The sequence below is a fragment of the Nocardia cyriacigeorgica GUH-2 genome, from assembly GCF_000284035.1.
Classification (GTDB): Bacteria; Actinomycetota; Actinomycetes; order Mycobacteriales; family Mycobacteriaceae; genus Nocardia; species Nocardia cyriacigeorgica_B.
Map to the genome: position 1 here is coordinate 3,435,238 of NC_016887.1, position 24,199 is coordinate 3,459,436.

The window sequence follows — 24,199 nt, forward strand, 5'->3', positions numbered from 1 at the left end:
TCCGCCGGCGTTCACCCGGCCCCGCCAGCGGTGCGACGACCGTTCCAGCAACTCGGACACTCTCGCCGCGCAGCGGACCGGATCGCGCACGACGACCAGTAGTTGCACATGACGGCGATCGGCGCCGGTCGCGCACGCGCCGGCCACGGTCATCGCACGCCCCTGTCGGCGAGCTCCCGCGGCGGGTATCCGGCGGCGAGCCGGCGTTCCGAGGCGACTCGGACCACAGCGCGATCACTGCCCACGGCGCGCGAACGCGGCCGGGCCCGGCGCCACGCCATGACGAGCAGCGCGGCCGCGGTGCCCGATGTCAGCACGGTCGCCACCAGCGCCAACCCCAGCGACCAGGCCGGCGCCGTGCCCGACAGCGCGGCGCCGTGACGTCGCATCAACAGCGCGGCGGTCACCGGACCTGCCAGTGCGGCGGTGGCCGCGACCAGTACCAGTGCGCCGGTGACCAGATCCACCGCCGACAACGGCCGACTGCTCCGCGCCCGGACCGCACGATGGCGTCCACTCAGCGAATTCCGCTCTCCCCTGATCGCGACCACGACTTCCCCTTCCGTTTTCCCTGCTAGAACGCATTCGAACCGGAGGTTGAATCGTAGGACGAAACGCCCGGGCACGACGAGAATGAGATAGAAAGGTAGCCGAAACCGTCATCAGCAATCATGCAGCGACTATTTGTGCCGGAGGCGAGGAACGACCCGTCACGTCCGGGATCCCGGATAACTATCGGGTCGCTGCGCATGCCGGATTCGCCCGGATATCGGGTGAATGCCGGGTAACAGTCCAGGCATACCGTGGTTCGACTTGCTCCGCGCTGCGATGCTGCGGATACGCTGTGACGGTGGTCGCGGTTCCGGCGCCGATGCTGGCCGTCGCAGGACGGCCGCCCGATGATGCCGACTGGGCGGTCGAGATGAAGTGGGACGGGGTGCGGGCCATCGTCGTCTGCCGCGGCGGCGAATGCCGGCTCTACAGCCGCAATCAGCGCGACATCACCGGGTCCTATCCCGAACTCGCCGGCGCACTCGGCGCAGTGGCAGGCGGGCGCGAACTGGTCCTCGATGGCGAGATCATCGCCCAGACCGCGACCGGCGCACCGTCCTTCGCCCTGCTGCAACGCCGGATGCATGTCGTGCGGCCCACCAAGCAGTTGATCGCCGCGGTGCCGGTGCAATTGCACCTGTTCGACATCCTCGCCGACGGCGGCGACTCGCTGACCGGGCTGCCGTACCTGCGACGACGCGACCGCTTGCAGGAACTCGACTTCACCGAGGCACCCGTACGCACCCCACCGCACTGGCTCGACGTCGACGCCGAACACTTGATGGCCGCCGCCCGCGACAACCATCTCGAAGGCATCGTGTCCAAACGCATCGACTCCACCTACCAGCCCGGCCGCCGCTCCCCCGCCTGGATCAAAACGCCGCTGCGCAAGAACACCGAAGCGATCGTGACCGGCTGGACCACCGGAAACGGCGCCATGGCACCCACTTTCGGCTCCCTCATCCTCGGTGCCAACGACCCCGACGGCCGCCTCGTCTACATCGGCAACGTCGGCACCGGCTTCACCGCCGCCGTCCGCCGCTCCCTGCGCACCCGCCTCGACACCCTCGCCCGCCCCGACCCCCCATTCCCCCAGCCCCCACCCCGCTCCGCCGTCGGCACCGCCCACTGGGTCGACCCGGTCCTCGTCGGCGACATCGAATACCGCGAATACACCGGAGAAGGTCTGCGCCACCCCAGCTGGCGTGGACTGCGCAACGACAAGACGCCGGACCAGGTCGAACTGCCAGAGACGGTGAGTTGAACCGGATTCGCCACTCGGCCGGATGCTCGTCCGGTCGACGTCGGCGCCGGGTGTGCCAGTGGATTTGGGTTATGGGCCGGGCAGAACATTGCCGGTAACGTTGCCTGCCACACTGATCGGCCGGAACGAAGAGGGGGTGATCACCGTGCACGAATCGGCGGCTGCGCGGGCGGAGGCAGCGTGGGCACAGTGCCGGACGGCGCGCTATCGGTTCGCGGCAGGGCTTGCCGTTGCGGGTTCGCTGGCGTGGGCGGCACAGGCCTTCGGTGCCTGGATGCAGTCTCAGGAAGGTAAGTGGCAGGGCAACGAATACCTGTCCGTCGGCGGTTCGTCGATCACCGCCGACAACCTACTGACGCTGCTGTCACTCGCTTACCTCCTCGTCGCCGGGCTCCTCGGCCGAGGTGCGGTACTTCTCCTGCGCGACAGGGTTTCCGGGCGCTCGACGCTCATGGCCGGGGCATGGCTGGTGACGCTCGGTCAACTGTTCGCGGCCGCTCTCGCCTGGTGGCCGATCGACGCGTTCTACCACCACGCACCCGCCCACATCGTCTTCGCAACTCCACTGGTGGCGTTCCCTGTACTGACGATCCTGTGCCTTACGGAGGTCCGTGCTGCACCGGACGAGGTCGAGGCCGTAGTTTCGGAGTAAATGGCCGAGCAATGATTCACGCGGTGACGGCCGACGACGAGACGCGGCAGGCACGTCTGAGCGCCTACAGCTCCGTTTCCAACGCCCTTGCCCTGCACAGCGATCAGGCGTCGCGCGAAGCCGTGGATGCGGCGAGACCGATCGGCACGGGCATCGGTGGGAAGGCTGCGCTGCTGGAGGTTGTCGGGACCCCGGTCTTCGTGAAACGAGTGCCCCTCACCGACCTCGAACGGCAGCCGCAGCACGTGCGGTCCACGGCGAACCTGTTCGATCTGCCGCAGATGTGCCAGTACGGCGTCGGCCTCATCGGCAGTCCCGGCTATGGAGCCTGGCGCGAGCTCGCCGTGCACACCATGACGACGAACTGGGTGCTCGCCGGTGAACACGCGGGCTTCCCCCTGATGTACCACTGGCGAGTCCTCCCGGACACGACACCGCTACCCGAGGAACTCGCCGACATAGACCGCGCCGTCGCCTACTGGGAAGGCCGACCGCAGGTACGCCACCGGATCGAAGCACTCCGAAGCTCTTCGGCAACCATCGCGTTGTTCCTGGAGTACATCCCGCAAAACCTGCACGAGTGGCTGAACGCTCAGATCGAGTCCGGCGACGCGGCCGCCGACCGGGCCTGCATCATGGTCGAACGAGAACTCGCCACTGGCACCGCATTCATGAACGGCCGCGGGCTGCTACATCTCGACGCCCACTTCGCGAACATCCTGACCGACGGACAACGCCTCTACTTCGCCGATTACGGCCTCGCCCTTTCGTCCGGGTTCCACCTCTCCCCGGCCGAGGCCGAATTCTTCGACCGGAACCAGAGCTACGACAGCGGATACACGTCGACTTACCTGGCGATCTGGCTGATCACCGCTTTGTACGGACTCCGGGGAGACGACCGCGCCGCGATGGTGCGCGCTATCGCCGAGGGAGACATCCCGAAGGACATCCCCGGCGAAGCCGCCGCAGTCCTCACCAGACACGCACCAATCGCCGACGCGATGTCCACCTTCACCCGCGACTTCCAGCACGAGAGTCGCACGACCCCATACCCAGACCAACAGATCCGCCGTTTACTGGACGCGCGAGCCATTCGACGCCGTGACGGCAGGTGACGCGCCGCATCTATCGCGCGCGGCGCTGCTCGTGTGCGTCTCCGAACAGCACGGTTCCGGCCAGTTCGGTGGGCGTTGCGGTCCCAGTGTCGACCATCGTGTCGTAGGGGTGGCCGTGGTCGTGCACTGAGTGGAAATGGCCGCGGGCCAAGCCGACCGGGTGATTGCGGGCTCTTTCCCGCTGCTCGGCAACCGGCAAGGGGCAGGTGACGCCGACGAGTTGTACGTCCAGGCCGGTGAGGGCATTCATCCAGATCGGTAGCAGGTCTGGGGTCAGCAGCATTTCGTCGATCACCAGGTTGTCGCCACCGTGGGCGAAGGTGGCGGCCGCTGCGCAGGCGGAATGCAGCAGGCGGCGGCCGAGAGAGCCGCAACGGATGACCACGGTGGGGTTGCCGTCGGTGTCGTGGCCGGAGCGGTCGTACCAGAAGCCGTCGCGACTGAGCGGACCGTCGCGGCCGCCACCCCAATTCGGGGGCACAAGGCCGAACAGGGTGTCGATGCCCCAGTAGACGAAGGGGACCTCACTTTCGTCCTGAATTGCGCGTGCGAGTGTAGTTTTGCCTGAGCTCGACGTTCCGTTGAGGAAGATCACCCGCGGCGGGTGGGGTCCGATCGGCATATGGCCAGAGTATGCAGCAACGGGAACTAGCCCTTATTCCTTATCGAGCAGGTGGAGATAGACGTCCAATTGTGCTGCGCCGCTGAGTAGATGGCGGCTGCGGGTGGCGAGGCGGTGTTGCCAGGTGGTGAGGAAGGTGTGCAGGGCTTCGGGGCCGCCGGCTTCGTGGATCGAGTCGAGGAAGTCGGCGACTTTGGGGAGGGGGTAGCCGGCGCGGCGGAGTTGGCGGGTTATTTCGGCGTCGCGGATGGTGTCGGGGCCGTATTCGCGGTGGCCGGTGGTGGGGTTGCGGTGGGGGCGCAGGATTCCTTCGGATTCCCAGGTGCGCAGGGTGGCGGGGTGGACGCCGATGCGGCGGGCGAGCTCACCGACCGACAGCGGGGGTCCGGGGATCGAGGGTGGTGTGGTGGAGAGGGCGCCGAGGCCGGTGGCGACGTCGAGGCGGGTGTCGCGTTCGGTGAGCAGGGCGAGGTGGGCGGCGTCGATGAGGCGGTAGGCGGATTCGGTGTCGCCGCGGTTGACGGCGCGCATGATCTGGGCGGCGGGTTCGTGGCCGTGGCCGGCGCGTAGGGCGAGGAAGGTGCGCAGGGCTTGGGCGTGCAGCGGGGTGTAGCGGCGGTAGCCGGTGTCGCTGCGGGCGCTCGGCGGGAGGATTCCGGCGTCCTCGTAGTTGCGGATCGCCTGGGCGGACAATTGGTGTTCCCGGGCGAGGTCGATGGGACGCAGGTGGACCTCCGTTTGAGGCTTTCGGCAGCAACTACCAGGTAATCGCTGACGAAGTTTCACTCGATTCTTCAACGATAGCGTCGAGGGCAGGTCCTTCTGAAAGGGGTATCCATGTCCACTTCCACCTCGCTGCGCGCGCTGGCTCGCGAACTCGATGATTCAGCCGGCCTGGGCCGGGCGGTTGATGAACTGCTCGCCACGCGGGCCGAGCCGACGACGCTGCTCGGGCTCGGCGAGCCGACGCACGGGATCGCGGCCTTTCCGGTGCTGCGCAACAAGCTGCTCGCCCAACTGGTGGAGCGGGGGTTCCGGTCGATCGCACTCGAGATCGACATGTTCGCCGCCGCACTGGTGAACGACTACGTTCAGGGCGCGAATACCGATCTCGACATCGTGCTCGCGGACGGGTTCAGCCACCGTTTCGGCGGCGTACCGGGCAATCGAGAACTGGTCGAATGGCTCCGCATGCACAACGCCGGTCGCCCGCCGCAGGATCGGGTTCGCTTCTACGGCTTCGACTTTCCCGGCGATCAGGTCGACATCGCGAGCCCGAGGCCGGCCCTTCGCGCCGCCGTCGAGTACCTGCCCGAGCCCTTGCGTCCGCGGTCGGCGGGCGAGCTGGAAGCCCTGCTCGGCGACGACGCCGACTGGACCAACCAGGCCGCCATGTACGACCCCGCCGTCTCCATCGGCAATTCCGATCGCGCTCGCGCCCTGCGCATCCTCGCCGACGACCTCGCCGGCGCCCTGCGCCGCGCCGCACCCACCCTGCGTCCGGCGGACCCCGACGGCTACGCCGACGCCGTCGCCCACGCCCGCACCGCCCTCGGCCAGCTGCGCTTCCACGCCGCCATCGCCGAGACCGGCCCCAACCGCATCGCGAACATGCTGGCCGTCCGCGCGGAGATGATGGCCGACAACCTGCTCGACATCAGGGCCCGCGAAGAACACCGCGGCCCCACACTGGTCTTCGCCCACAATGTGCACTTGCAATACACACCACCCACCATGACGGTCGGCGAGAACCAGGTGCAGTGGGCCAACGCCGGCGCACTCGTCGCCCTCACCCTCGGCGAGCGCTACGCCGTCATAGCCGCCGACGCCAACCCACACAGCGAACCCGGCACCCTGCAAGGCGCGCTGGCCGAGGCCACCACCGGCCGAGCCCTGTTCCCCAGTAGAGCGCTACGCGCCGCCCTGCCCGCGTCGATCCGCACTGGCGAGCCGATGATGCCCGGCCACATCCCGCTCAGCCCGCAAGACCTCGACGGCGCCGACGCGGTCATCTGGATCGCCGACACCGACGGGCAGCGGCATCAGTACTGGTAGATGTGCCGATAGCCGCCCCGCTTGGGCCCGCCGGGCGGTGCGGCGCCGCTCGGCGGGTGAGCAGGACGAGGGTGCACCGAACCCGCCGACGCTCTGAGGCAAGGTCGGTGTCAACCCCGGCTAAGGCCGGCGCCACTTCTCGTCGGGAACGAGCTGGCTGGACTGCGGGCCCATCAGCAGCATGCCGCCGTCGACGACGTAGGAGGCGCCGGTGATGTAGCCGGCGGCGGGGGTGGCGAGGAAGGCCACGACGGAGGCGACTTCGTCGGCGTGGCCGGGGCGGCCCAGCGGTAGGCCGGGGCGAGGTTGTTCGCGGGGGTCGACGTCTTCCTGTCCGGTCATCGGGGTCGAGATCTCGCCGGGTGCCACCGAATTGACGGTGATGCCGTGTTCGGCCAGTTCCAGCGCCAGCACTTTGGTGAGGGCGCCGAGTCCGGCTTTGGCGGCGCAGTACGGTGCCGCGCCGACGCGCGGTGCGTGTTCGTGCACGCTGGTGATGTTGATGATCCGGCCACCGCGCCCGGCCTCGATCATGTGCGCGGCGGCGCGCTGGGAACACAGGAACGCGCCGTCCAGATCCACCGACAGCACGTGGCGCCAGGTGTCGAAATCCATGTCCATCACCAGGGTGGCCGAGCCGGTTCCGGCGCAGTTGACCAGCACGTCGAGGCCGCCCAGTTCGGTGGCGAGTTCGTCGATGACGGCGGTGCTGGTGGGCAGGTCGCCGAGGTCGAGCTGCCGGACGGCGGGGCGCGCGCCGCGCTCACGGACCAGGTCGGCGGTCCGCGCGGCGCCCTGCTCGTCCGCGTGATATGTGATGCCCACATCCACTCCGCCACCGGCCAGCGCGACGGCGATGGCGCGTCCGATGCCGGAATCGGAGCCGGTGACCACGGCGCGCAGCGGTGCGCCGATGCGTTCCTTCGGTAAGGGAGCGATAGTTGCCATGCTGATCGGCTACCCGCCCGCACCGGGCCGACACCGCCGCGGGACTGCTCATCGCCCGTGATGGGCCAATTCCCGGTCGACCGGGTCGTGGCCGCCGACTCCGGAGGTGAATTCGCGGTAGCGCCAGGTACCGCCGGCGTCCGCGGCCAGCGGAGGCGTCTGCCCACCGGCGCCGGCGCGGAATCCGTCCAGGAACTGGGTGACGGCGTCGGAGGAGCTGATCCTGGGTGTCCAGCCGAGCTCGACGCGGGCGCGGGTGGTGTCCATGACGGGCAGGTGCATCATCGCGTCGAACAGTCCCGGGGTGGCCGGGGCCAGGCGCAGATGCCAGGCTGCCGCGAGCGCGCCGCGCACCGCGCGCGGCGGGACCTCGACGGTGCGGGTGCGCAGGATGCGGGCGAGTTCGGCGCGGGCGAGCACCGGTTCGGCCGCGATATTGAACGGGCCGCGCGCGTCGGAGGCGACGGCCAGCGCGTAGGCAAGCCCCACATCGACGCTGTGCACGGCCTGCAACCGCATCCCGCGTGGATACGGCAGCACCGGCAGCAGCCCGGGCCGCAGCAGCGGGTTCGGCATCAGCGGTCCGAGGAACAGCCTGCGCTGCTCGCTGGCCGAGGCGTACTGGAAGGTGAAGGCGGGGCGCATTCGTACGACCCGGCAGTCGGGCTGCTGACGTTCGAAGGTATCCAGCAGCCGTTCCACATAAGCCTTTTCGAGCATGTACGCCGCACCGGGCCAGCCCTCGGTGGGCCAGGATTCCGAGACCGGACGATCGTCGGTGCACGGCGAATACGCACCGACCGAGGAGGCGTAGACCAACGCCGGTACCCGCGCGGCCGCCACCGCCTCCAGCACGCGTGCGGTGCCGCCGACATTGGCGCGCCAGGTGTCCAAGGGCCGGTGCGTCGGCTGGAACAGCCACGCCAAATGCACCACGACATCGGCGCCGCGGAACAGTACGGTCAGATCGTCGTGGCGCACGTCGGCGGCGACCCACTCCACGCCCACCCGGTCATCGGTGGGCCTGCGGCGCGCCGCACCGACAATGGAGGTCACCTCCGGTGTGCCCGCCAACGCGTCGATCACCGCGGTGCCCACGTTCCCCGTCGCCCCCATCACGACTACGCGCATCGGTCCTCCTCGTGTCGACTGCCCTACCGGCATACCCGCGTGCTCGACTGCCACACAGCGGCCGGCGGGCCGGTTCAGCGGTCGCGAGCGACGCGGTCGCGGCGTTCCCGCTCGCGGAAGCCGTAGGTGGCGCGGCGGACGGTGGTGTCGTCTTCCAGACCGGAGCCGACCGCGCCCGCCACGGTGCCGAGCGCACTGGCCATCGCCGCGATGGTCAGGTAGTCGCCGAGATCGGCCGTGCGGCCGAGCACGCTACCCAGATAGTCCGGCGGGATGATCAACCCGACCGCGGCGCAGGTGAGCAGGAACAGCGTCGCGAAGAACACCACCGTGCCGACCGCGACAGTGGCGACCGTGCCGGCATTGCGCAAGGCGAGATCGGGTCCGTGCGCCATGCCGGTGGAGTCGGCGCGTTCCCAGAGGCCGTGTCCGGCGATGGTCCAGACGGTGAGCGCGGCGATCGCGGTGCCGACGACACCCGCCAGCCGCCACGGTCCGAGCGCGGTGGCCAATTGCCAGATGCTGGAATACAGCACGCCGAACGCGGTCCCGGCCAGCGATCCCGCCAGCGCTGAGGACAGGCCCAGGAACAGCTGCCACGGCCGGTTGGCTCGCACCATCCCGGCCAGCAGCCGCGGAATGCCGATGCGCCGAGGCGAGACGATCCGCGCCGTCGTGGGATCGGGGGTCTCGAGGCGGGCGCGGTGGAACGGGCGCGGCATCCGGAGTTCGCGGGTGGAGCCCCGGGGTCGTAACCCGTCGATCAGGCGCACGGAGAGTACTTGCAGCCGATGCCGCAGACGCCAGCCGCCGAGCGCGGGCAGCGAGATGAGCGCGACGTGGTGGCGTCGGTCCAGGCTGGCCAGCACGACGGCGTCGTCGGTGCGCAGCGGCAGATCGGTCAGGCACAGCGCGAGATCCCAGTCGGTGTGGGCGACGTGCTGGGCGGCCTTGTCGATGAGGTGGTCGTCGTCGGGGTGCATCGCTTCGAACGGGTCGTAGAAGATTTCGACCTTCCAGTCGACGCTGTCGTCGCGCCGGGCGAGCAGGCCGGGCAGGCGTTCGCCGAGTTGGTGTGCCAGCCGGGCGGGCAGGTCCGGATCGGCGACCATGCCGACCGTCACCGCAGGACGCTCGGCACCTTCGGAATTCACGGTCGATCACCCACGCTCGAGGTGTCCGTCGCGGCGTGCGGCGACCAGGCCTGTGCGAGTTGGTCCTCGACGGCTTCGATGACCTCGGCGGCGCCGATCTCGAGCAGCCCGGGATCGGGTGTGCTCGCATGCGGATCCCCGATCTGCCCCGCCCACAGGGCTCGGTGTTCGGGCCGCGGCGGTGGCCCCCACCAGCGCGGTGGGTTCGGCCCGAACAGGACCACCGACGGCGTGCCGAACGCGGTCGCCAGATGCGCCAGGCCGGTGTCGGCGCAGATGACCAGCCGCGCACCGGCGACCAGGGCAGCGGTCTCGGCCAAGGCCAGTTCGCCCGCCACCACCGTGCCGGCCCCGGCCGCGTCGGCGACCCGGGTGGCCAGCGTGCGCTCGCGGGCGTCGCCGGTGAGGAAGATCCGGTATCCGCGGCGATGCAGGTGCGCGGCGACGCGGGCGAATCGTTCGGCGGGCCAGCGTCGCGCGGCCGAACTGCCGCCCGGGTGGATGAGGACTCGCGCCGGATCAGGTGTCGTGGACGCGGGCGCCGGGAGGGACAGCCGTGTCGGATCGGCGGGAATTCCGGCCCTGTCGAGCAGCCCGCACCAGCGGGTGACCTCATGGGTGTCGGCGGGCCAATCCGGGCCAGGGAACTGCGGAAAATCACTGTGCCCGAACGTGATCAGGCGGTCGGGTGCGGTGGCCGCGAGGTCGGCGATGCTGGCGGGTCCGCGGCCGTGCAGGTTCACCGCCAGCGCCGGTGGCGGCCCGGGCCAGCGCAGTGCGCCGAGACCCGGCACCGGGTGCAGGTCGTCGACGGTGCCCGTCAGTTCGACGATCGGGCGCAGCCACTCGGGGGCGGCCAGCACCAGCCGATCATCGGGGCGGGCCCGGCGCAGGGCGCGCAGGGCGGGCACGGCGGTCAGCAGATCGCCGAGGCCGAGTGCGCGCAGCACGAGGATGACGCTCACCGGTTCGGGTCGCTCCCGGCGAGTTCGGGCGCGGGGATCTGCGAAGCGGGCTCGGCGAACGCGGTCGCGGCACCATCGGCGACGAAGGCCGACGCGGCGGCGACGGCGTGCCGCACGGCGTCCTCAGCGCTCGCGCCCGCACTCATGGCGATCGTGGCCGCGACCGCGAATCGGTCCCCCGCGCCGCACGTGTCGCGCGCCTGCTCCGAACCGGATTCCCCTACCGGGACGGGGATTCGCTCGGCCGGCCGGTCGGCGTAGCTCAACACTGCTCCGTCCGCGCCGAGGGTGATCGTGACCGCGCGCGCCGACCAGCGCCGCGCGAGTTCGCGGGCGCGCGCACCGAAGCCGGACGAATCCGGAACCAGCTGCTCGGCCTCCGGCCGGTTGGGCGTCACCAGATCGGCGCCCGGCACCGGCGGCGGACCTTTCGGATGGGGATCCCACACCAGCGGCGTTCGCCGCGAACGTTGCTCGAGCAGCGTCCGGATCTGTGGATGCGCGGCGGCTCCCCGTCCGTAGTCGGCGACGAGCACCGCCCGGGCATTCGCGAGCACCGACCGCACCTCCGCGCTCAATGGACCCGCGACAATTCGGCCGTGCCCGAAATCCAGCCGGGTGATCGGCGCGAACCCGGATTCGCCGCCCGCACAGGGCCCGACGGCGCGCACCCGTTCCTTGCACACCGTGCTGCCGGAGAAGGGCAGCTCGACCAGCTCGACCCGGTGCGAGAGCAGTGCACGCAACCGATGCCCGGATTCGTCGTCGGCGAACCCCGCCACCAGCACCACCTCGCCGGTGTCGTGGGCGGCCAGCGTGGCCGCCAAACCCGCACCACCGGGCCGATGCGCGATGGTGGTGACGTCCACGACGGGAACGGGCCCATCCGGGCTGCGGCGGTCGGCGCGGCCGTCGATATCGATATCGAGCAGCACGTCACCGACGATCACCAGCGGGCCGGCGCTGGTCAACGGTCGACTCCCATCGCCGATTCCAGTGCGGCGCACAGCGAATGAACCAGCACCAGGTGCATCTCTTGCACGACCGAGACCGAATCGGCGTCGACGGGGATGGCATCGTCGCAGAGCGCAGCCAGTGGATTGGGTGAGGGTCCGGTCAGCGCCCAGGTGGCCAGCCCGATCTCCTTGCCCGCCTTGGCCGCGGCCACGACATTGGCGCTGGAACCGCTGGTGGACAGGGCGAGCAACACATCGCCGGGCCGTCCGTGCGCGACCAGCTGCCGGGCGAACATCTCCTCCGGCCCGTAGTCGTTGCCGATCGCGGTCAGGCTCGAGGTTTCCGCGTGCAGGGCGATCGCCGACAACGGTCTGCGTTCGGCGCGGAATCGGCCGGTCAGCTCGGCGGTCAGATGCTGGGCCTCCGCTGCGCTACCGCCGTTGCCGCAGGCGAACAATCGCCCGCCGCGCTCGTAGACGCCGGCCAGCCGCACACCCCAGGTCAGGACCTGTTCGGTCGCGGGGCGAAGATTGCGGTGCAAGGCGCGCTCGAGGGCGTCGAAATGGGCGCGCACGTCGTCGGCCCGAGCTCGACGTCGCGGATCCGGCTCGTCTCGGCGGCTCTCGGCGCTACTCACGACTATTCCTTCCCCATTCCCGGCGCATCGAGTGCGAGGGTGATCGCCCGGGCGAGGTCGGGCGCCACCGCGGCGACTCGCCGGGCATGTTCGGTCTCGGTCGCACGGGTGCGCGGTGTCGGAACCAGCACGGCCCTGGCGCCCGCCGCCAGCGCGGCCTCGATATCGGATCCGATATCGCCGATCACCACGCATCGAGACGGAGCCACCCCGAGTTCGGCCGCGGCGCCGAGGATCAAACCGGGTTCCGGTTTGCGGCACCGGCAGCCGTCGGCGCGACCGTGCGCGCAGATCTGCCAGGTGTCGAACGGGCCCAGGAGGGCTTCCACGCGCGCGTTGACCGCGGCGAGCTGGGCCAGGCTGATCCGGCCGGAAGCCACCCCGGACTGATTGGACACGATGCCGGTGCGCACGCCCGCCCCGCGCACCCGGCGCAGTTGCGCACGCGCGCCCGGCAGCGGCTCGACCAGATCCGGGTCGGCGATGTATCCGGTATCGCGGATGAGGGTGTCGTCGCGGTCGAAGAGCAGCGCGGCCGGGCGCGACTCCGGTGCGGCGGGCCGGGAGGGTGACGAGCGGTGGTACATCTGCCCTCCTGGTCCGATCCCGGGTGCCGGCCCTCGACACCGTTGCTAGGGGCATGCCCGGGTTCCTGCTCGTGAAACAGTGGCGCGGGTACGCCGTTGGATCAGGGCACCGCGTTCATCCGGGCACGCTCCTGCACCGGCAAGACGGCCGGCAGCCGCGCCGAGGACGCGACGACGAGGGTGTCCACCGCCGCGACCACGGCCTCATCGCTGATGTGCTCCAGACACGGGTGCCCCGGGATCGGGCAGTCCCTGGCGCGTGAGTCCGCGCAGGGCGCCGATTGATCACCGAGCACGATGCAGGGCACCTGATGCGGAGCCCAGCGCCGTGCGGGCACGACGGGCGCGAACAACGACACCACGGGCGTGCCGACGGCGGCTGCGAGGTGGGCGGCCGCGGTATTGGGTGCGACCACCACCCGGGCAGCACGCAGGACCGCGGCGAGCATCGGCAGGTCCGTCGCGCCGCCGAGGTCGACCGCGTCAGCGCCGGAGACCGTTGCGGTGAGCGCGGTTTCGTCCGGCCCACCGGTGACGAGCACCCGATAGCCGGCGCGCACCAGCGCCGCCACCATCGCGCGGTTGCGCTGCGCCGACATCCGCCGCGCCGGTACCGCCGCCCCCGGATGCACGACGACGTAACCGGGGTCGCCGGTGAGCGCCCGCACATCCGGCAGATCGGTCCGCACCGCCAGCGCGGAATCCGTCGACGGATAACCGGCCGCCGCGGCCAGCGACAACGCCCGAACCGGTTCGGGCACATCGTCGTCCACCGCGTGCCGCACATCCAGCAGCGAACCCGGGTAATCGGTGCTGATCGCGCAGATCCGCGCCACCCCCGCCATCCGCAACACCAAGGCCAGCGGCAGCGGCGACTGATGGAAGGAGGTGAAGATCAACGCCTCATCGATATGCCGGGTGGCGAGGGTGGCGACCAGGTCGTCGATGACGCGGGCGGTGACCGGTGGCCGGTCGAAGTCGACCCAGCCGGCGGCGAACTCGACCACCTCGTCGACGCCGGGCAGCAACTCGGCCGCCGCCCGGCCACGCGGTCCGGCCAGGAAGGTGAGCCGGTCCGCCCGCGCCGCGACCGCCCGGACCGCGGGTCCGGTCACCAGGACATCGCCGGCGCTGTCGAGCCGGGCTGCCAGCACATGGCCGCTCACGCCGCCACCTCGTGCAGCAGCCGATCCCACTGGGCGGTGAACCGGTCGATCCCGAAATTCGCCTGGGCCCAATGCCGGGCGGCCTTGCCCGCCAGGTCGGCGAAGCAGCGTTCGCGCACGAACATCCGGATCGCCTCGTCGAGCACCTCGGGATCGTTGGACACCACGCCCGCGTCGGCCGGGATCGACGCCGAGGCCTCGGTGGTGCCGAGCGCGACGATGGGCATGCCCAGATACATCGCCTCGATCACCGACAGCCCCAGCGAGGTCCAGCGCGGGATATGCACGAACACGCGCCGCCGGGCGAGTTCGCTGTGCAACTGCTCTTGGTCGTGATCGCCGGCGCCGCAGACCCGGTCGACCGGAGCATCGAGGGATTCGTGCAGGTCGTCGGTGTCGATGCCGTAGACGTCGATCGGCGCGGCCTGCGACAGCGGGGCGAGCAGGTCGGTTCCGGTGATCCGGCCGCGCCGCGCCGGCTCGTTGATGATGGTGGCGGCGCGTTCGAGTTCGCCGGTGTAGCGGTGTCCGGGGTCGATGACGCCGTGCGGGATCACCGTGGCCGGTGCGCGTCCGTTGTCCCACATGAGCCGGTTGAAGTCGGTCACGTGCACCAACGGGATGTCGTCGCGGTCGGCGAGCGGATGCCGGGTGAGACACGCGTGCCCGCGCGGGGTGTTGTGCTCGAGGTAGATCGCGGGCAGGTCGACGCCGGGCTCGGCGTGCAACCACTGCCGTACCAGATCCAGTTCCTCCGGTCGCTGGAGCACGACGACATCGATCTGTTCGCGGGTCAGGTCGGTGGGTGCGATCTCGCGGGCCGAATCCGGCCAGTCGCGTCCGCAGCGACCCAGCGCCCACTGCCCGCGATCGGGATCGGTGGGGATCAGATACTGCTGGCCGCCCTGCACGAACGAGGTCATCCACGAGCCGTGCACATGCCAGACCAGGACATTCAGCGATCTCGGCGCGCTCATCACGGCCACGAGCTTTCCGTCGACGGGCACACCACCATTTCCCGGATCTCACAGCCCGGTGGCCGGGTCATCGCGAAGATCGCGGTGGCGGCGACGTCCTCGGGCTGGTTGAGCCGCACATCCGGCGGCGGCGCGTACTGGGCGGGTCGTCCGTCGAAGAACGCGGTGTGCATCCCGCCGGGCACGAGCAGGGTGACGCCCACCTCGCCGGCGGTTTCGGCGGCCAGCGCCCTGGTGAACCCCACCACTCCGAACTTGGACGCGCAGTAGGCGGTTGCGTCCGGCAGAGCTTTCAGCCCGAGGGTGGATGCGCAGGTCACCACGGTGCCGTGACTCGCGCGCAGGGCGGGCAGCGCGGCCCGGATGACGGCGGCGGTGCCGAGCAGGTTCACCCGGATCACCCGCTCCCAGTCCTCGGTGGCGACGTCGCCGAGGGCGCCGCAGGCGTCGATGCCCGCGGCGGTGAAGACCGCGTTCAGGCGGCCGTCGGCGCGGGCGATGAGTTGCTCGACGGCGCGCTGGGTGTCATCGGAGTACGCCAGATCCGCGTACTCCCAGGCCACGTCGGCCTCCGGTTTGTCGCGGTCGATGACCAGAGCGGTCCCGCCCTCGGCGGCTACCGCGTCGGCGACGGCGGCTCCGAGACCGGAGGCGCCGCCGGTGATCAGGACGTTGCCGAGTTCTGTGTGCGCTGATGCGTTCACGCTGTATCCCTTCAGACGTCGGGTCATGGCTGTCAGCTGGCGGCTCCGAGCGCGGTCGCCTGCGCGGTGGTCGCGGTGCGGTAGGCGGTCAGGGTGTCGGCGGCGATGCGGTCCCAGGAGTAGCGCCCGCGCACCTTCCGGTGACCCGCCGCGCCCCAGCGCCGGCGCCGGGCGCTGTCGGCGAGCAGCGAGCGCAGCGCCCGGGCCAGCGGTGTCGGTTCCGACGGCGGCACCAGGGCGCCGGTGACGTCGTCGTCCACGGTGTCGAGCAGACCGCCGACGGCGCTGGCGACCACCGGTTTCGCGCAGGCCATCGCCTCGAGCGGGACGATGCCGAACGGTTCGTACCAGGGCGTGCACACCACCACATCGGCCGAGCGCAGCAGCGCGGGCATATCGCGATGGGGTACCTGACCGAGCAGTTCGACCCGGTCGGCCACCTCGTGCCGGTCGGCGACCCGGCGCAGTCGTGCTGCCTCGGCCCGGGCGATGTCGTCGTCGGCGCCGCCCGCGATCAGCAGCTCGGCGCCCGGCACTTCCGGCAGCGCCTTGATCGCGGTGTCGAAACCTTTGCGTGGCACCATCCGTCCGATCGACAGCAGGCGACGACGGCGGCCCTTCGTGGCAACGGGCCCATGCCTGCCGAACATCGACAGGTCGACTCCGCACGGCACGATCGAGGTGCGCGCATCGGGCACACCCATGCGCGCGAGCTCACGCACCTCGTCCGAACAGGTCGCCACGATGTGGTCGGCGCGCACCGCGATCAGCCGCTCGAACTTGATCCGCGACCGCGGGCTGGTATCGGCACGGCCCTGGTGACGGCGTTTCACGGTGCCGAGGGCGTGGAAGGTGAGCACGACCGGAAGATGCAGCCGGCGCGCGGCCAGCTCGGTGGCCAGGCCCGACATCCAGAAGTGCGCGTGCACCACGTCGGGGCTGTCGGTGCGCCAGGATTCGTACAGGAAGTCGGCGAACTCACCCAGGTGCGGCAGAATCGCGTCCTTCGGAATGGACGCGCGCGGCCCCGCGGGCACATGCACCACGCGATAGCCGTCGTCGGTGATCACCTCGGTGTCGATGCGTGGATCGTCGCGGCGGGTGTAGACGCTCACCTCGTGGCCCTCGCGGGCGAAGGCCGAGGCCAGCGCGCCCACATGCACGTTCTGACCACCGGCGTCGACCCCGCCGAGCGCGGCGAGGGGGCTGGCGTGCTCGGAAACCATGGCGATCTTCACGGGGCGGTCCCCTTTCTCCTGCTCGCTGGGTTGTCGGCGCCCGGGAAACCTCCGTGGTGCCCTACGCGGCGCGTACCCGGTATCTCCACCGGCAATCCGGGTCGCGCTTCGGTTTCGGGCCCGCGCCGCCGGGTATGCGACACGCTGATGCGGGGCAAGCGGTTTCGCGGGAGGACGGTGATCATGGCCGATGCGGCGGCACCCGAGAACGCGGCGAACCGGCTCGCGGTCGGCCCGGTGCATCCGCGATTGCCGGACGTGCACCGGATCGCGGTCCTGCGCGGCGGTGGTCTCGGTGATCTGTTGTTCGCCGTTCCCGCCATCCACGCCCTTGCCGCGGCGTATCCGGGCGCCGATATCGTGCTGCTCGGCTCTGCGCTGCACGCGCAGCTGCTGCGGGACCGGCCGACCCCGGTCGGCGAGGTCGTGGTGATCCCGGAATCAACCATGGGATCCGCCGATCCCGACGACGAAGACCTGCGCGTATGCCTGGATCGCGCGCTGCTCGAGCCGGTGGACCTCGGTGTGCAACTGCACGGCGGCGGCGCCTGGTCCAATACCGTTATCCAGCAGTTGCATCCACGCTGGTCGGTCGGCTCGCGCGCGGCCGACGCGGCACCGCTGGGCCGCAACGTCGCGTTCCGCTACTACCACAACGAGACCCTGCGCGCCCTCGAGGTCGCCGGCGCAGCGGGTGCTCGCCCGGTGCTGCTGGAAGCCGAATTGCCGCTCACCGCAGCCGATATCGCCGCCGCCGAGCGGGTCCTAACCGGCAGGACCGGATTCTTGGTGGCGATCCATCCCGGCGCCCGGGATCCGCGCCGACGGTGGCCCGCGTCCCGATTCGCCGAGATCGCCGCCCGCTGCCTGAGCCGCGGCTGGGATGTCGTTGTAGTGGGCACCGGAGCGGAACGCGCGTTGCTCGCCGACATCGCCGCCACGGCCCACGCCGAGGCACGCCGAGTTCGCGACAGCGCCACCATCCAGGTGCTCGCCGGGGCCGATATGTCCACACTGTGTGGCGTGCTGGCCCGCAGCCGCGTCCTGGTCGGCAACGACAGCGGCCCACGTCATCTGGCGCGGGCGCTGGGCACGCCGACGGTGGGCGTGTTCTGGATCGGCAATGTCGTCAACGCCGGCCCGCTCAGCCGCAGCGAGGACCGGGTGCTGATCTCCTGGCGCGACGACTGCCCGGTATGCGGTCGCGACATCACCGACGAGTTCGGCGCGCGCTGCCCACACGACGAATCGCTGGTCACGTCGGTGACGACCGAGGATGTCGATGCCGAACTGCGCGAGCTCGCTGCCGCCCCGCCGGCCACCCGTGCTGCCCATCCTCCCGGATAGCGCGCTGCGGCCAGAATTCCGGCGGCACCACCTGATACGCCTCCACCCGCCGATCGGTCACCGTGGTCGGCGATTCCAGATGGATCGCCCCGCTGGGCAGCAGGCCCGCCCCGCCGTAGCGCGCGATGACCCGCAGCTGGGCCAGCACGTCCTCGCCGCTGTGCTCGGCGGGCAGATCGGTCCAGAAGTCGAAACCGCCGGTGTCGAGCAGCGCGCCACGGTCGTAGAGCACGCAGCCGCCTATCCACGCGATCTTGTAGGCATAGGTCTGTCCGGGCCGGCGCACCACGGCGTCGGCGAGATGGGCCGGATTGGCGGCATTGTGCAGGGTCCACCGCTCCCACGCGGGTTCGCCACGGACAATGTGCTCGGGCTGCGGCGGGCCGTGCCACAGCTCGAAGGGAGCCAGCTCGCCCGGACGCCAGTCGTCCAGGTGCGACAGCCCCTGCACCGCGCAGCCCACCAGCCCGCATCCCATGGCGCCGATCGCCTCGCGCATCCGGGTCAACGTGCCCGGCTCCAGCCACACATCGTCGTCGAGGAACAGCACATAGCGAGCGGTCGAGCGACTGAGCAGGTGGGCGCGGTGCTCGGCCATCCCCCTGCGCGGCAGATGACGTCCGAGCCGGACCGGGTGTCCGTGCCGGGTCAGCACTCGGCGCATGCTGCGCGCGGCGGGGGTGTCGTAGCCGGGCGCGACATCGGATTGATCGCTCACGACGACGCCGAAACCGGGAAGATCCTGTGCCGCCAGCCCGGACAACGTCGTGGCGAGCTCGATCTCGCGGTTGCGGGTCGGGATGAGCACCTCCAGATCGGGGCCCATCACGCACCTCCGGTCGCCGATCGTGCCCGGATGCGTTCGATCATCGCGGAGGTCGAATGATCGGCGAGGTAGCTCAGTACCCGGACCTCACCGCCGTATCCGGCGACGATGGGGGCTTCGGGCAGCATCTCGGGCCGGTAGTCGCCGCCCTTGACGTAGAGGTCGGGTTCGGTGGCGCGCAGCAGCTCGGCGGGGGTGTCGTCGTCGAAGACGGTCACGTGGTCGACACAGCTCAGCGCCGCCAGCACCGCGCAGCGGTCGTGCTGCGGATTGACCGGGCGGTCGGGGCCTTTGAGCCTGCGCACGCTGTCATCGGAGTTGACGGCGACGACCAGGACGTCGCCGAGTCGCTTGGCCTCGTTGAGGTAGGCGATATGACCGGCGTGCACCACATCGAAGCAGCCGTTGGTGAACACGATGCGCCGTCCGGCGCTGCGATGACCGCGCACGGTTTCGATCAGCTGCCCGGGCTCGAGCACCGCACCGCCGCTGCGGTCGATGTGAGTGCGCAGCTGGTCCAGCGTGCACACCGAGGTGCCCGGGCGGTGCACCACCACATCGGCGGCGGCCTGGGCCACCTCCACGGCACCGGTGAGCGGCATCCCCGCCAGCACCGCGAGGGTCAGCGCGGCGACGAAAGTGTCACCGCCGCCCGCTGACTGGCTGTCGCGCACCGGATGGGCCCAGGTGCGGTGGGCCGGACGGTCACCGTCGAGCAGCACGCTGCCGTCGCGGTCCAGCGTCACCACCACGGTGCGGGTGCCGACCGCGGTGAACAGGGCCTCGCGGTGCCGGTCGAACAGCTCGGCCCGCTGATCCGGATTCGCCCCCGTCGTCGCGGCGACGCCGAGCACCTCGGCGGCCTCACCGGCATTGGGGGTGACCAGGTCGGGACGCAGCTCGCGCCACCGTCCGGGATGGTGGGTGTCGACGATCAGCAGCGGTAGTTCCTCGCGGCGCTCGACCAGACTGTCGCGCAGGCTGTCGCCGAGCGATCCGCCGTAGTCGCAGACGACCAGCGCGTCGGCTCGGGTCAAGGCGTCGTCGAGGCGCACGAGTAGCTCGGCGACCTCGCCGGCCCGGGCCGGCCCGCTGCTGGATTCGTCGAAACGCATGAGGATCTGTTCGCCGGCGACGATGCGGGTCTTCACCGGCGTCGTCCGGTCCGGCGCGCGATGGATCCGGCTCGCGTCGACACCGCCGCGTACCAGCACGTCGGTAAGCGCGCCGGCCGCCGCGTCGTCACCGGTCAAGGCGACCAATCTGGTGTCGGCGCCCAGAGCCGCGAAGTTGGCGGCGGTGTTTCCGGCTCCCCCGGCCATGGACCGGCTGCGCTCGACATCGACCACCGGAACCGGCGCCTCCCGGCACAGCCGCTCACAACTGCCCCAATTCCAGACATCCAGCATGGCATCCCCCAGCACGACCACGGTCGCGGCGGCGTTCAGATCGTGCGCGGCCTCGGTCCGGTCGCCCTCCTCGGTTCCGCTCATGCGTCCTCCGTCCGTGCGAGCCACTCCCTGTCGCCATTCCACGAGCCGATCGGACGAAACCGCGACCGCCGAGACGGCGCGGGATATCGGTGCGATCGAATCGCCGCGGGAATGGTTCAGGTGGCGGCAGGCGGGTAGGGCGAGACCATGAGCGCATTTCCGGCGATGCCGCCCGTCTCGATGCGGGAGACGCGATGACCGCGTCATCCTCGGGTGCGGTGGGTGAGCTCACCGCCACGCGGCCGTTTCCGGCGCGGCACGGTCCTAAGGGTTCTGCGCTCTACCGGATGATCACCACCACCGACCCGAAGGTGCTCGGCATCTTGTACCTGGTCTCGGCGACGGCGTTCTTCCTCATCGGCGGGTTGCTCGCGCTGCTGATGCGGGGGGAGCTGGCGCGGCCCGGATTGCAGTTCCTTTCGCCCGAGCAGTTCAACCAGCTGTTCACCATGCACGGCACGATCATGCTGCTGTTCTATGCCACCCCCGTGGTTTTCGGCTTCGCCAATGCGATTCTGCCGTTGCAGATCGGCGCGCCGGATGTGGCGTTTCCGCGGTTGAACGCGCTCAGTTACTGGCTGTATCTGTTCGGCGCGACGATCGCGACGGCCGGGTTTCTCACCCCCGGAGGCGCGGCCGATTTCGGCTGGACCGGGTACACGCCGTTGAGCAACGAACTGCATTCGCCGGGCGTCGGCGGGGATCTGTGGATCATGGGTCTGGCGCTGTCGGGCCTCGGCACCATTCTCGGTGCGGTCAATATGATCACCACCGTCGTCTGCCTGCGGGCACCGGGGATGACCATGTTCCGGATGCCGATCTTCACCTGGAACATCCTGATCACCAGCATTCTCGTGCTGCTGGCCTTCCCGATTCTCACCGCGGCCCTGATGGCCTTGGCCTACGACCGGCACCTGGGCGGCCACATCTACGACCCGGCCACCGGCGGCACCATTCTCTGGCAGCACCTGTTCTGGTTCTTCGGCCATCCCGAGGTCTATATCGTGGCGCTGCCGTTCTTCGGCATCATCAGCGAGGTCATCCCGGTATTCAGCCGCAAACCGATCTTCGGCTACACCGCACTGGTTTTCGCGACCATCGCCATCGCGGCGCTGTCGATGGCGGTCTGGGCGCACCACATGTACGCCACCGGCGCGGTGATGCTGCCGTTCTTCTCGCTGATGACCTTCCTGATCGCCGTGCCGACGGGCGTGAAGTTCTTCAATTGGATCGGCACCATGTGGAAGGGCCAGCTGACGTTCGAGACGCCGATGTTGTTCTCGATCGGCTTCATCGTCACGTTCCTGCTCGGCGGCCTGTCCGGGGTGATCCTGGCCAGCCCGCCGCTGGACTTCCACGTCACCGATTCCTATTTCGTGGTGGCGCATTTCCATTACGTGCTGTTCGGCACCATCGTGTTCGCGACGTTCGCCGGGATCTATTTCTGGTTCCCGAAGATGACCGGCCGGTTCATGGACGAACGGCTGGGCCGGATCCACTTCTGGTCCACCTTCCTCGGCTTCCACCTGACGTTCCTGGTGCAGCACTGGCTGGGCAACGAGGGCATGCCGCGCCGTTACGCCGATTACCTGCCCAGCGATGGTTTCACCGCGCTCAATACCGTCTCCACCATCGGGTCGTTCGTACTCGGCGCCTCGATGGTGACGTTCGTGTGGAACGTATTCAAGAGTTACCGCTATGGCGAAGTGGCGACCGTCGACGATCCGTGGGGTTCGGGCAATTCCCTGGAATGGGCCACCACCTGCCCGCCGCCGCGGCACAACTTCTACGAACTGCCGCCCATCCGGTCCGAACGGCCCGCGTTCGAAGCGCACTACCCGCATATGGTCGAGCGGATCCGCGCCGAAGCCCACGTCGGCCGCTCCACCGGGCACGGCGTCGGCGCGGAACTGTCCGAACCGTCCGACGCGGCAACACCCGACTAGATGATCCGAAGACAGCAGCGAAGGGTTTGTGATGGCTGATCTGGTTTCCGCAACGGTGACGAAAGCTTTCGAGGCAGGCGCCCGGATCCGGCACGCCCGGGTCTTCCACCCGCGGGGAATACGACTGTCCGGCCGATTCCATGCCGACGACGAATACCTCACCCTGTTCGGCTCCGGTGAGCGGGCGGTGATCGCCCGCCTGTCCAAAGGGATCGGGCTGCCCGCCGGTTTCCCGGACGTGCTCGGGCTGGCCTTCCGGGTGCTCGATCGCGACGATCACCCCTGGGACTTCGTGCTCGCCACCACCGGCCGCGGTGGTCTCGGCCGCCTGGCGATCACCCCCGCCCGCGGCTGGGCCAGCGCCCGCTACGGCTCCCTGCTGCCGTACCGATTCGGCGAATCCAGCCTCACCTGGGTCTACGCCGAACCAGACGCCGGCCAGCCCGCCACCGCCGCACTCGACGCGATGGCCGATCACCTCCGTGACCACACCCTCGGCTTCGAGATCACCGTCCAGGGCATCGGCACCCCCCGTCGCATCGCCGGCGAATTGACCCTGCACCGGGCCGAACCCGAGGACTACCGCACCGATTTCTTCGACCCGATGCTCAACCATCCGGCCGAGGTCACCCTCGTGCCCGACCTCGTCACCAAACTCCGTGAACGCGCCTACATCGGCAGCCGCCGAGGCCGCGGCCAAGAGTCCTGATCCGCGGGCGCCGTCGCTGATTCGCCGGGTCGATCCCGGGTAACCGGCCTGCGTGAGAAGCATGGATATCAGACACATAGCGCAGCGGGCCGGACCGTTCGCCACGGTCTACATCGATGGCTCGCACGACACCGAAGACGCCGCGCACCAGACCGAATTGCGCTGGCGCTCGGCCCGGGGCCAACTGGCCGGCAAAGGCGCCCCGACCGCCACCCTCGATCGCTTGGACACCGCGATCGCGCAACGTCATCCGGGCCGGGGCCGCTGCGGCCGCCTGCTCATCGCCGACGCCGAGGAGGTCCTGGTCGACGAGTTCCTGCCGGACCCGCCGCCCCGAGAAGACCTGCGCGTCTCGGCGCGGCCGTATCTGCTGCCGTTGATCGCCCACGACGCCGAACAGACCCCGCATGTGGTCGCGGTGGTCGACAGCGTGGGCTGCGATGTGCGGGCCGTCGACGATCAGGGCCACGCCGTCGAAGAGGCCGTCGAAGGCCAGGACCATCCGGTGCACAAGGTCGGCGAGGGCGGCTGGTCGCATCTGTCGATGCAACGGCGAGTGGAAGAAACGGTGCGCCGCAATGTCGACGGGGTCGCCCGCGAGGTTTCGGCACTGGCCGATCGAGTGCACGCCGAGGTCGTGGTACTGGCCGGCGAGGTCACCGCGCGCTCAGCCCTGCACGAGGCGCTGCCCGAGCACGGCGCGACCGTCATCGAGGTCGACACCGGCGGCCGCGCCGAAGGCACCGACGAGACCGGATTCGATGCCCGCGTGCACGAGGTGATCGCCGAGCAGGCCCGCAGCCATCGCCGCGACATCCTGGAGCGGTTCATCGCCGACAAGGGTCGTGACGACGGGCTCGCGGTGGCCGGGCTGGCCCGTACCGTCGCCGCGCTGCGGATGGCCAATGTCGCGCACCTGCTGATCGACGCGTCGGCGTCGGCGAACCACTCGGTGTGGGTCGGCGCCGATCCCGCGCAGATCTCGACCCAGCGCGAGGACCTCGACGCCGCCGCACGGCAGTGTCCGGCCGACGAAGCGCTGCCCGCGGCCGCGCTGGCGGTCCGCGCGCAGGTGGTGCCGCTCGAGAACGCCCCACTGCCCGACGGCATCGGCGCGCTGCTGCGCCACACCTGAACAGCAGCGAGAGAGGAAA

24 protein-coding genes are annotated in these 24,199 nt (G+C 70.0%); 8 read left to right on the forward strand and 16 right to left on the reverse strand.

Annotation, left to right across the window (positions count from 1 at the left end):
* Positions 1-149: 149 nt before the first annotated feature.
* Positions 150-476 (reverse strand): hypothetical protein, encoded by a 327-nt coding sequence (locus NOCYR_RS29750; RefSeq protein WP_014351303.1) that lies wholly within the window; start codon positions 474-476, stop codon positions 150-152.
* 395 nt (positions 477-871) lie between these two features.
* Here NOCYR_RS29750 and ligD point away from each other — a divergent pair, with 395 nt between their 5' ends.
* From ligD to NOCYR_RS15385, 3 genes are all read left to right on the forward strand, one after another.
* Entirely contained in the window at positions 872-1,816 is a 945-nt protein-coding gene (ligD, locus tag NOCYR_RS15375; RefSeq protein ID WP_048834189.1) for a non-homologous end-joining DNA ligase, read from the forward strand.
* A 136-nt stretch (positions 1,817-1,952) separates the two neighbouring features.
* The gene (locus NOCYR_RS15380) at positions 1,953-2,468 is read left to right on the forward strand and encodes a hypothetical protein (protein ID WP_014351305.1); all 516 of its coding nucleotides are present in this window, start codon (positions 1,953-1,955) and stop codon (positions 2,466-2,468) included.
* Positions 2,469-2,491: 23 nt separating this feature from the next.
* Positions 2,492-3,583, forward strand: coding sequence for a protein kinase family protein (locus tag NOCYR_RS15385; protein ID WP_197538388.1), 1,092 nt, complete (start codon positions 2,492-2,494; stop codon positions 3,581-3,583).
* A 10-nt stretch (positions 3,584-3,593) separates the two neighbouring features.
* On the opposite strand, the gene NOCYR_RS15390 is transcribed toward NOCYR_RS15385, so the two are convergent.
* Positions 3,594-4,205, reverse strand: coding sequence for a chloramphenicol phosphotransferase CPT family protein (locus NOCYR_RS15390; protein ID WP_014351307.1), 612 nt, complete (start codon positions 4,203-4,205; stop codon positions 3,594-3,596).
* 33 nt (positions 4,206-4,238) lie between these two features.
* Positions 4,239-4,931 carry a MerR family transcriptional regulator gene (locus NOCYR_RS15395; RefSeq protein WP_048834190.1) on the reverse strand — a complete coding sequence of 231 codons (693 nt, stop codon included), beginning with the start codon at positions 4,929-4,931 and terminating at the stop codon, positions 4,239-4,241.
* Positions 4,932-5,042: 111 nt separating this feature from the next.
* On the opposite strand from NOCYR_RS15395, the gene NOCYR_RS15400 reads away from it, so the two are divergent.
* The gene (locus tag NOCYR_RS15400) at positions 5,043-6,260 is read left to right on the forward strand and encodes an erythromycin esterase family protein (protein ID WP_014351309.1); all 1,218 of its coding nucleotides are present in this window, start codon (positions 5,043-5,045) and stop codon (positions 6,258-6,260) included.
* A gap of 120 nt (positions 6,261-6,380) precedes the next feature.
* Here the strand turns inward: NOCYR_RS15400 and NOCYR_RS15405 are convergent, their stop codons facing one another.
* From NOCYR_RS15405 to NOCYR_RS15455, 11 genes are all read right to left on the reverse strand, one after another.
* A complete protein-coding gene (locus NOCYR_RS15405) occupies positions 6,381-7,208 on the reverse strand; it encodes an SDR family oxidoreductase (RefSeq protein WP_014351310.1) in 828 nt (275 codons plus the stop codon).
* A 48-nt stretch (positions 7,209-7,256) separates the two neighbouring features.
* Positions 7,257-8,339 (reverse strand): NAD-dependent epimerase/dehydratase family protein, encoded by a 1,083-nt coding sequence (locus tag NOCYR_RS15410; RefSeq protein ID WP_014351311.1) that lies wholly within the window; start codon positions 8,337-8,339, stop codon positions 7,257-7,259.
* Between the two features lie 74 nt (positions 8,340-8,413).
* Positions 8,414-9,493, reverse strand: coding sequence for a hypothetical protein (locus NOCYR_RS15415; protein ID WP_014351312.1), 1,080 nt, complete (start codon positions 9,491-9,493; stop codon positions 8,414-8,416).
* Positions 9,490-10,458, reverse strand: coding sequence for a glycosyltransferase family 9 protein (locus NOCYR_RS15420; RefSeq protein ID WP_014351313.1), 969 nt, complete (start codon positions 10,456-10,458; stop codon positions 9,490-9,492). The genes NOCYR_RS15415 and NOCYR_RS15420 overlap by 4 nt, the downstream gene beginning before the upstream one ends.
* Positions 10,455-11,429 carry a PfkB family carbohydrate kinase gene (locus tag NOCYR_RS15425; RefSeq protein ID WP_014351314.1) on the reverse strand — a complete coding sequence of 325 codons (975 nt, stop codon included), beginning with the start codon at positions 11,427-11,429 and terminating at the stop codon, positions 10,455-10,457. Before NOCYR_RS15425 ends, NOCYR_RS15420 begins: the two co-directional genes overlap by 4 nt.
* Positions 11,426-11,989, reverse strand: coding sequence for a D-sedoheptulose-7-phosphate isomerase (locus NOCYR_RS15430; protein ID WP_014351315.1), 564 nt, complete (start codon positions 11,987-11,989; stop codon positions 11,426-11,428). Before NOCYR_RS15430 ends, NOCYR_RS15425 begins: the two co-directional genes overlap by 4 nt.
* A gap of 65 nt (positions 11,990-12,054) precedes the next feature.
* On the reverse strand, positions 12,055-12,639 hold the full coding sequence (locus NOCYR_RS15435; RefSeq protein WP_014351316.1) for a D-glycero-alpha-D-manno-heptose-1,7-bisphosphate 7-phosphatase: 585 nt from the start codon (positions 12,637-12,639) through the stop codon (positions 12,055-12,057).
* A gap of 101 nt (positions 12,640-12,740) precedes the next feature.
* On the reverse strand, positions 12,741-13,805 hold the full coding sequence (locus tag NOCYR_RS15440; protein ID WP_014351317.1) for a glycosyltransferase family 9 protein: 1,065 nt from the start codon (positions 13,803-13,805) through the stop codon (positions 12,741-12,743).
* On the reverse strand, positions 13,802-14,782 hold the full coding sequence (locus NOCYR_RS15445) for a glycosyltransferase (protein ID WP_014351318.1): 981 nt from the start codon (positions 14,780-14,782) through the stop codon (positions 13,802-13,804). The genes NOCYR_RS15440 and NOCYR_RS15445 overlap by 4 nt, the downstream gene beginning before the upstream one ends.
* Positions 14,782-15,486, reverse strand: coding sequence for an SDR family oxidoreductase (locus NOCYR_RS15450; protein WP_014351319.1), 705 nt, complete (start codon positions 15,484-15,486; stop codon positions 14,782-14,784). The genes NOCYR_RS15445 and NOCYR_RS15450 overlap by 1 nt, the downstream gene beginning before the upstream one ends.
* Before the next feature lie 32 nt (positions 15,487-15,518).
* Entirely contained in the window at positions 15,519-16,724 is a 1,206-nt protein-coding gene (locus NOCYR_RS15455) for a glycosyltransferase (RefSeq protein WP_014351320.1), read from the reverse strand.
* 183 nt (positions 16,725-16,907) lie between these two features.
* On the opposite strand from NOCYR_RS15455, the gene NOCYR_RS15460 reads away from it, so the two are divergent.
* Positions 16,908-18,071: a glycosyltransferase family 9 protein gene (locus NOCYR_RS15460; protein WP_014351321.1), complete on the forward strand. Its 1,164-nt coding sequence runs from the start codon at positions 16,908-16,910 to the stop codon at positions 18,069-18,071.
* Here NOCYR_RS15460 and NOCYR_RS15465 read toward each other — a convergent pair.
* The gene (locus NOCYR_RS15465; RefSeq protein ID WP_014351322.1) at positions 17,980-18,897 is read right to left on the reverse strand and encodes a glycosyltransferase family A protein; all 918 of its coding nucleotides are present in this window, start codon (positions 18,895-18,897) and stop codon (positions 17,980-17,982) included. The two genes, NOCYR_RS15460 and NOCYR_RS15465, sit on opposite strands and share 92 nt — an antisense overlap.
* The gene (gene rfaE2, locus NOCYR_RS15470) at positions 18,897-20,390 is read right to left on the reverse strand and encodes a D-glycero-beta-D-manno-heptose 1-phosphate adenylyltransferase (protein ID WP_014351323.1); all 1,494 of its coding nucleotides are present in this window, start codon (positions 20,388-20,390) and stop codon (positions 18,897-18,899) included. The genes NOCYR_RS15465 and rfaE2 overlap by 1 nt, the downstream gene beginning before the upstream one ends.
* A gap of 194 nt (positions 20,391-20,584) precedes the next feature.
* Between rfaE2 and ctaD the strand changes: the two genes are divergently transcribed.
* The 3 genes from ctaD to NOCYR_RS15485 all read left to right on the forward strand — a co-directional run bounded on the left by ctaD (position 20,585) and on the right by NOCYR_RS15485 (position 24,180).
* Positions 20,585-22,336 carry a cytochrome c oxidase subunit I gene (gene ctaD, locus NOCYR_RS15475; protein ID WP_048833427.1) on the forward strand — a complete coding sequence of 584 codons (1,752 nt, stop codon included), beginning with the start codon at positions 20,585-20,587 and terminating at the stop codon, positions 22,334-22,336.
* Between the two features lie 31 nt (positions 22,337-22,367).
* Entirely contained in the window at positions 22,368-23,045 is a 678-nt protein-coding gene (locus NOCYR_RS15480) for a phosphodiesterase (RefSeq protein ID WP_048833428.1), read from the forward strand.
* Positions 23,046-23,106: 61 nt separating this feature from the next.
* The gene (locus NOCYR_RS15485; RefSeq protein ID WP_014351326.1) at positions 23,107-24,180 is read left to right on the forward strand and encodes a Vms1/Ankzf1 family peptidyl-tRNA hydrolase; all 1,074 of its coding nucleotides are present in this window, start codon (positions 23,107-23,109) and stop codon (positions 24,178-24,180) included.
* The last annotated feature ends 19 nt before the right edge of the window (positions 24,181-24,199 follow it).

Excerpts from the sequence above, each read along its gene's own strand:
- ligD (WP_048834189.1), top strand. The coding sequence starts at position 872 with ATGCTGGCCGTCGCAGGACGGCCGCCCGATGATGCCGACTGGGCGGTC.
- NOCYR_RS15390 (WP_014351307.1), bottom strand. The coding sequence starts at position 4,205 with ATGCCGATCGGACCCCACCCGCCGCGGGTGATCTTCCTCAACGGAACG.
- NOCYR_RS15400 (WP_014351309.1), top strand. The coding sequence starts at position 5,043 with ATGTCCACTTCCACCTCGCTGCGCGCGCTGGCTCGCGAACTCGATGAT.
- NOCYR_RS15405 (WP_014351310.1), bottom strand. The coding sequence starts at position 7,208 with ATGGCAACTATCGCTCCCTTACCGAAGGAACGCATCGGCGCACCGCTG.
- NOCYR_RS15410 (WP_014351311.1), bottom strand. The coding sequence starts at position 8,339 with ATGCGCGTAGTCGTGATGGGGGCGACGGGGAACGTGGGCACCGCGGTG.
- NOCYR_RS15435 (WP_014351316.1), bottom strand. The coding sequence starts at position 12,639 with ATGTACCACCGCTCGTCACCCTCCCGGCCCGCCGCACCGGAGTCGCGC.
- NOCYR_RS15445 (WP_014351318.1), bottom strand. The coding sequence starts at position 14,782 with ATGAGCGCGCCGAGATCGCTGAATGTCCTGGTCTGGCATGTGCACGGC.
- NOCYR_RS15460 (WP_014351321.1), top strand. The coding sequence starts at position 16,908 with ATGGCCGATGCGGCGGCACCCGAGAACGCGGCGAACCGGCTCGCGGTC.
- NOCYR_RS15465 (WP_014351322.1), bottom strand. The coding sequence starts at position 18,897 with ATGGGCCCCGATCTGGAGGTGCTCATCCCGACCCGCAACCGCGAGATC.
- rfaE2 (WP_014351323.1), bottom strand. The coding sequence starts at position 20,390 with ATGAGCGGAACCGAGGAGGGCGACCGGACCGAGGCCGCGCACGATCTG.
- ctaD (WP_048833427.1), top strand. The coding sequence starts at position 20,585 with ATGACCGCGTCATCCTCGGGTGCGGTGGGTGAGCTCACCGCCACGCGG.
- NOCYR_RS15480 (WP_048833428.1), top strand. The coding sequence starts at position 22,368 with ATGGCTGATCTGGTTTCCGCAACGGTGACGAAAGCTTTCGAGGCAGGC.
- NOCYR_RS15485 (WP_014351326.1), top strand. The coding sequence starts at position 23,107 with ATGGATATCAGACACATAGCGCAGCGGGCCGGACCGTTCGCCACGGTC.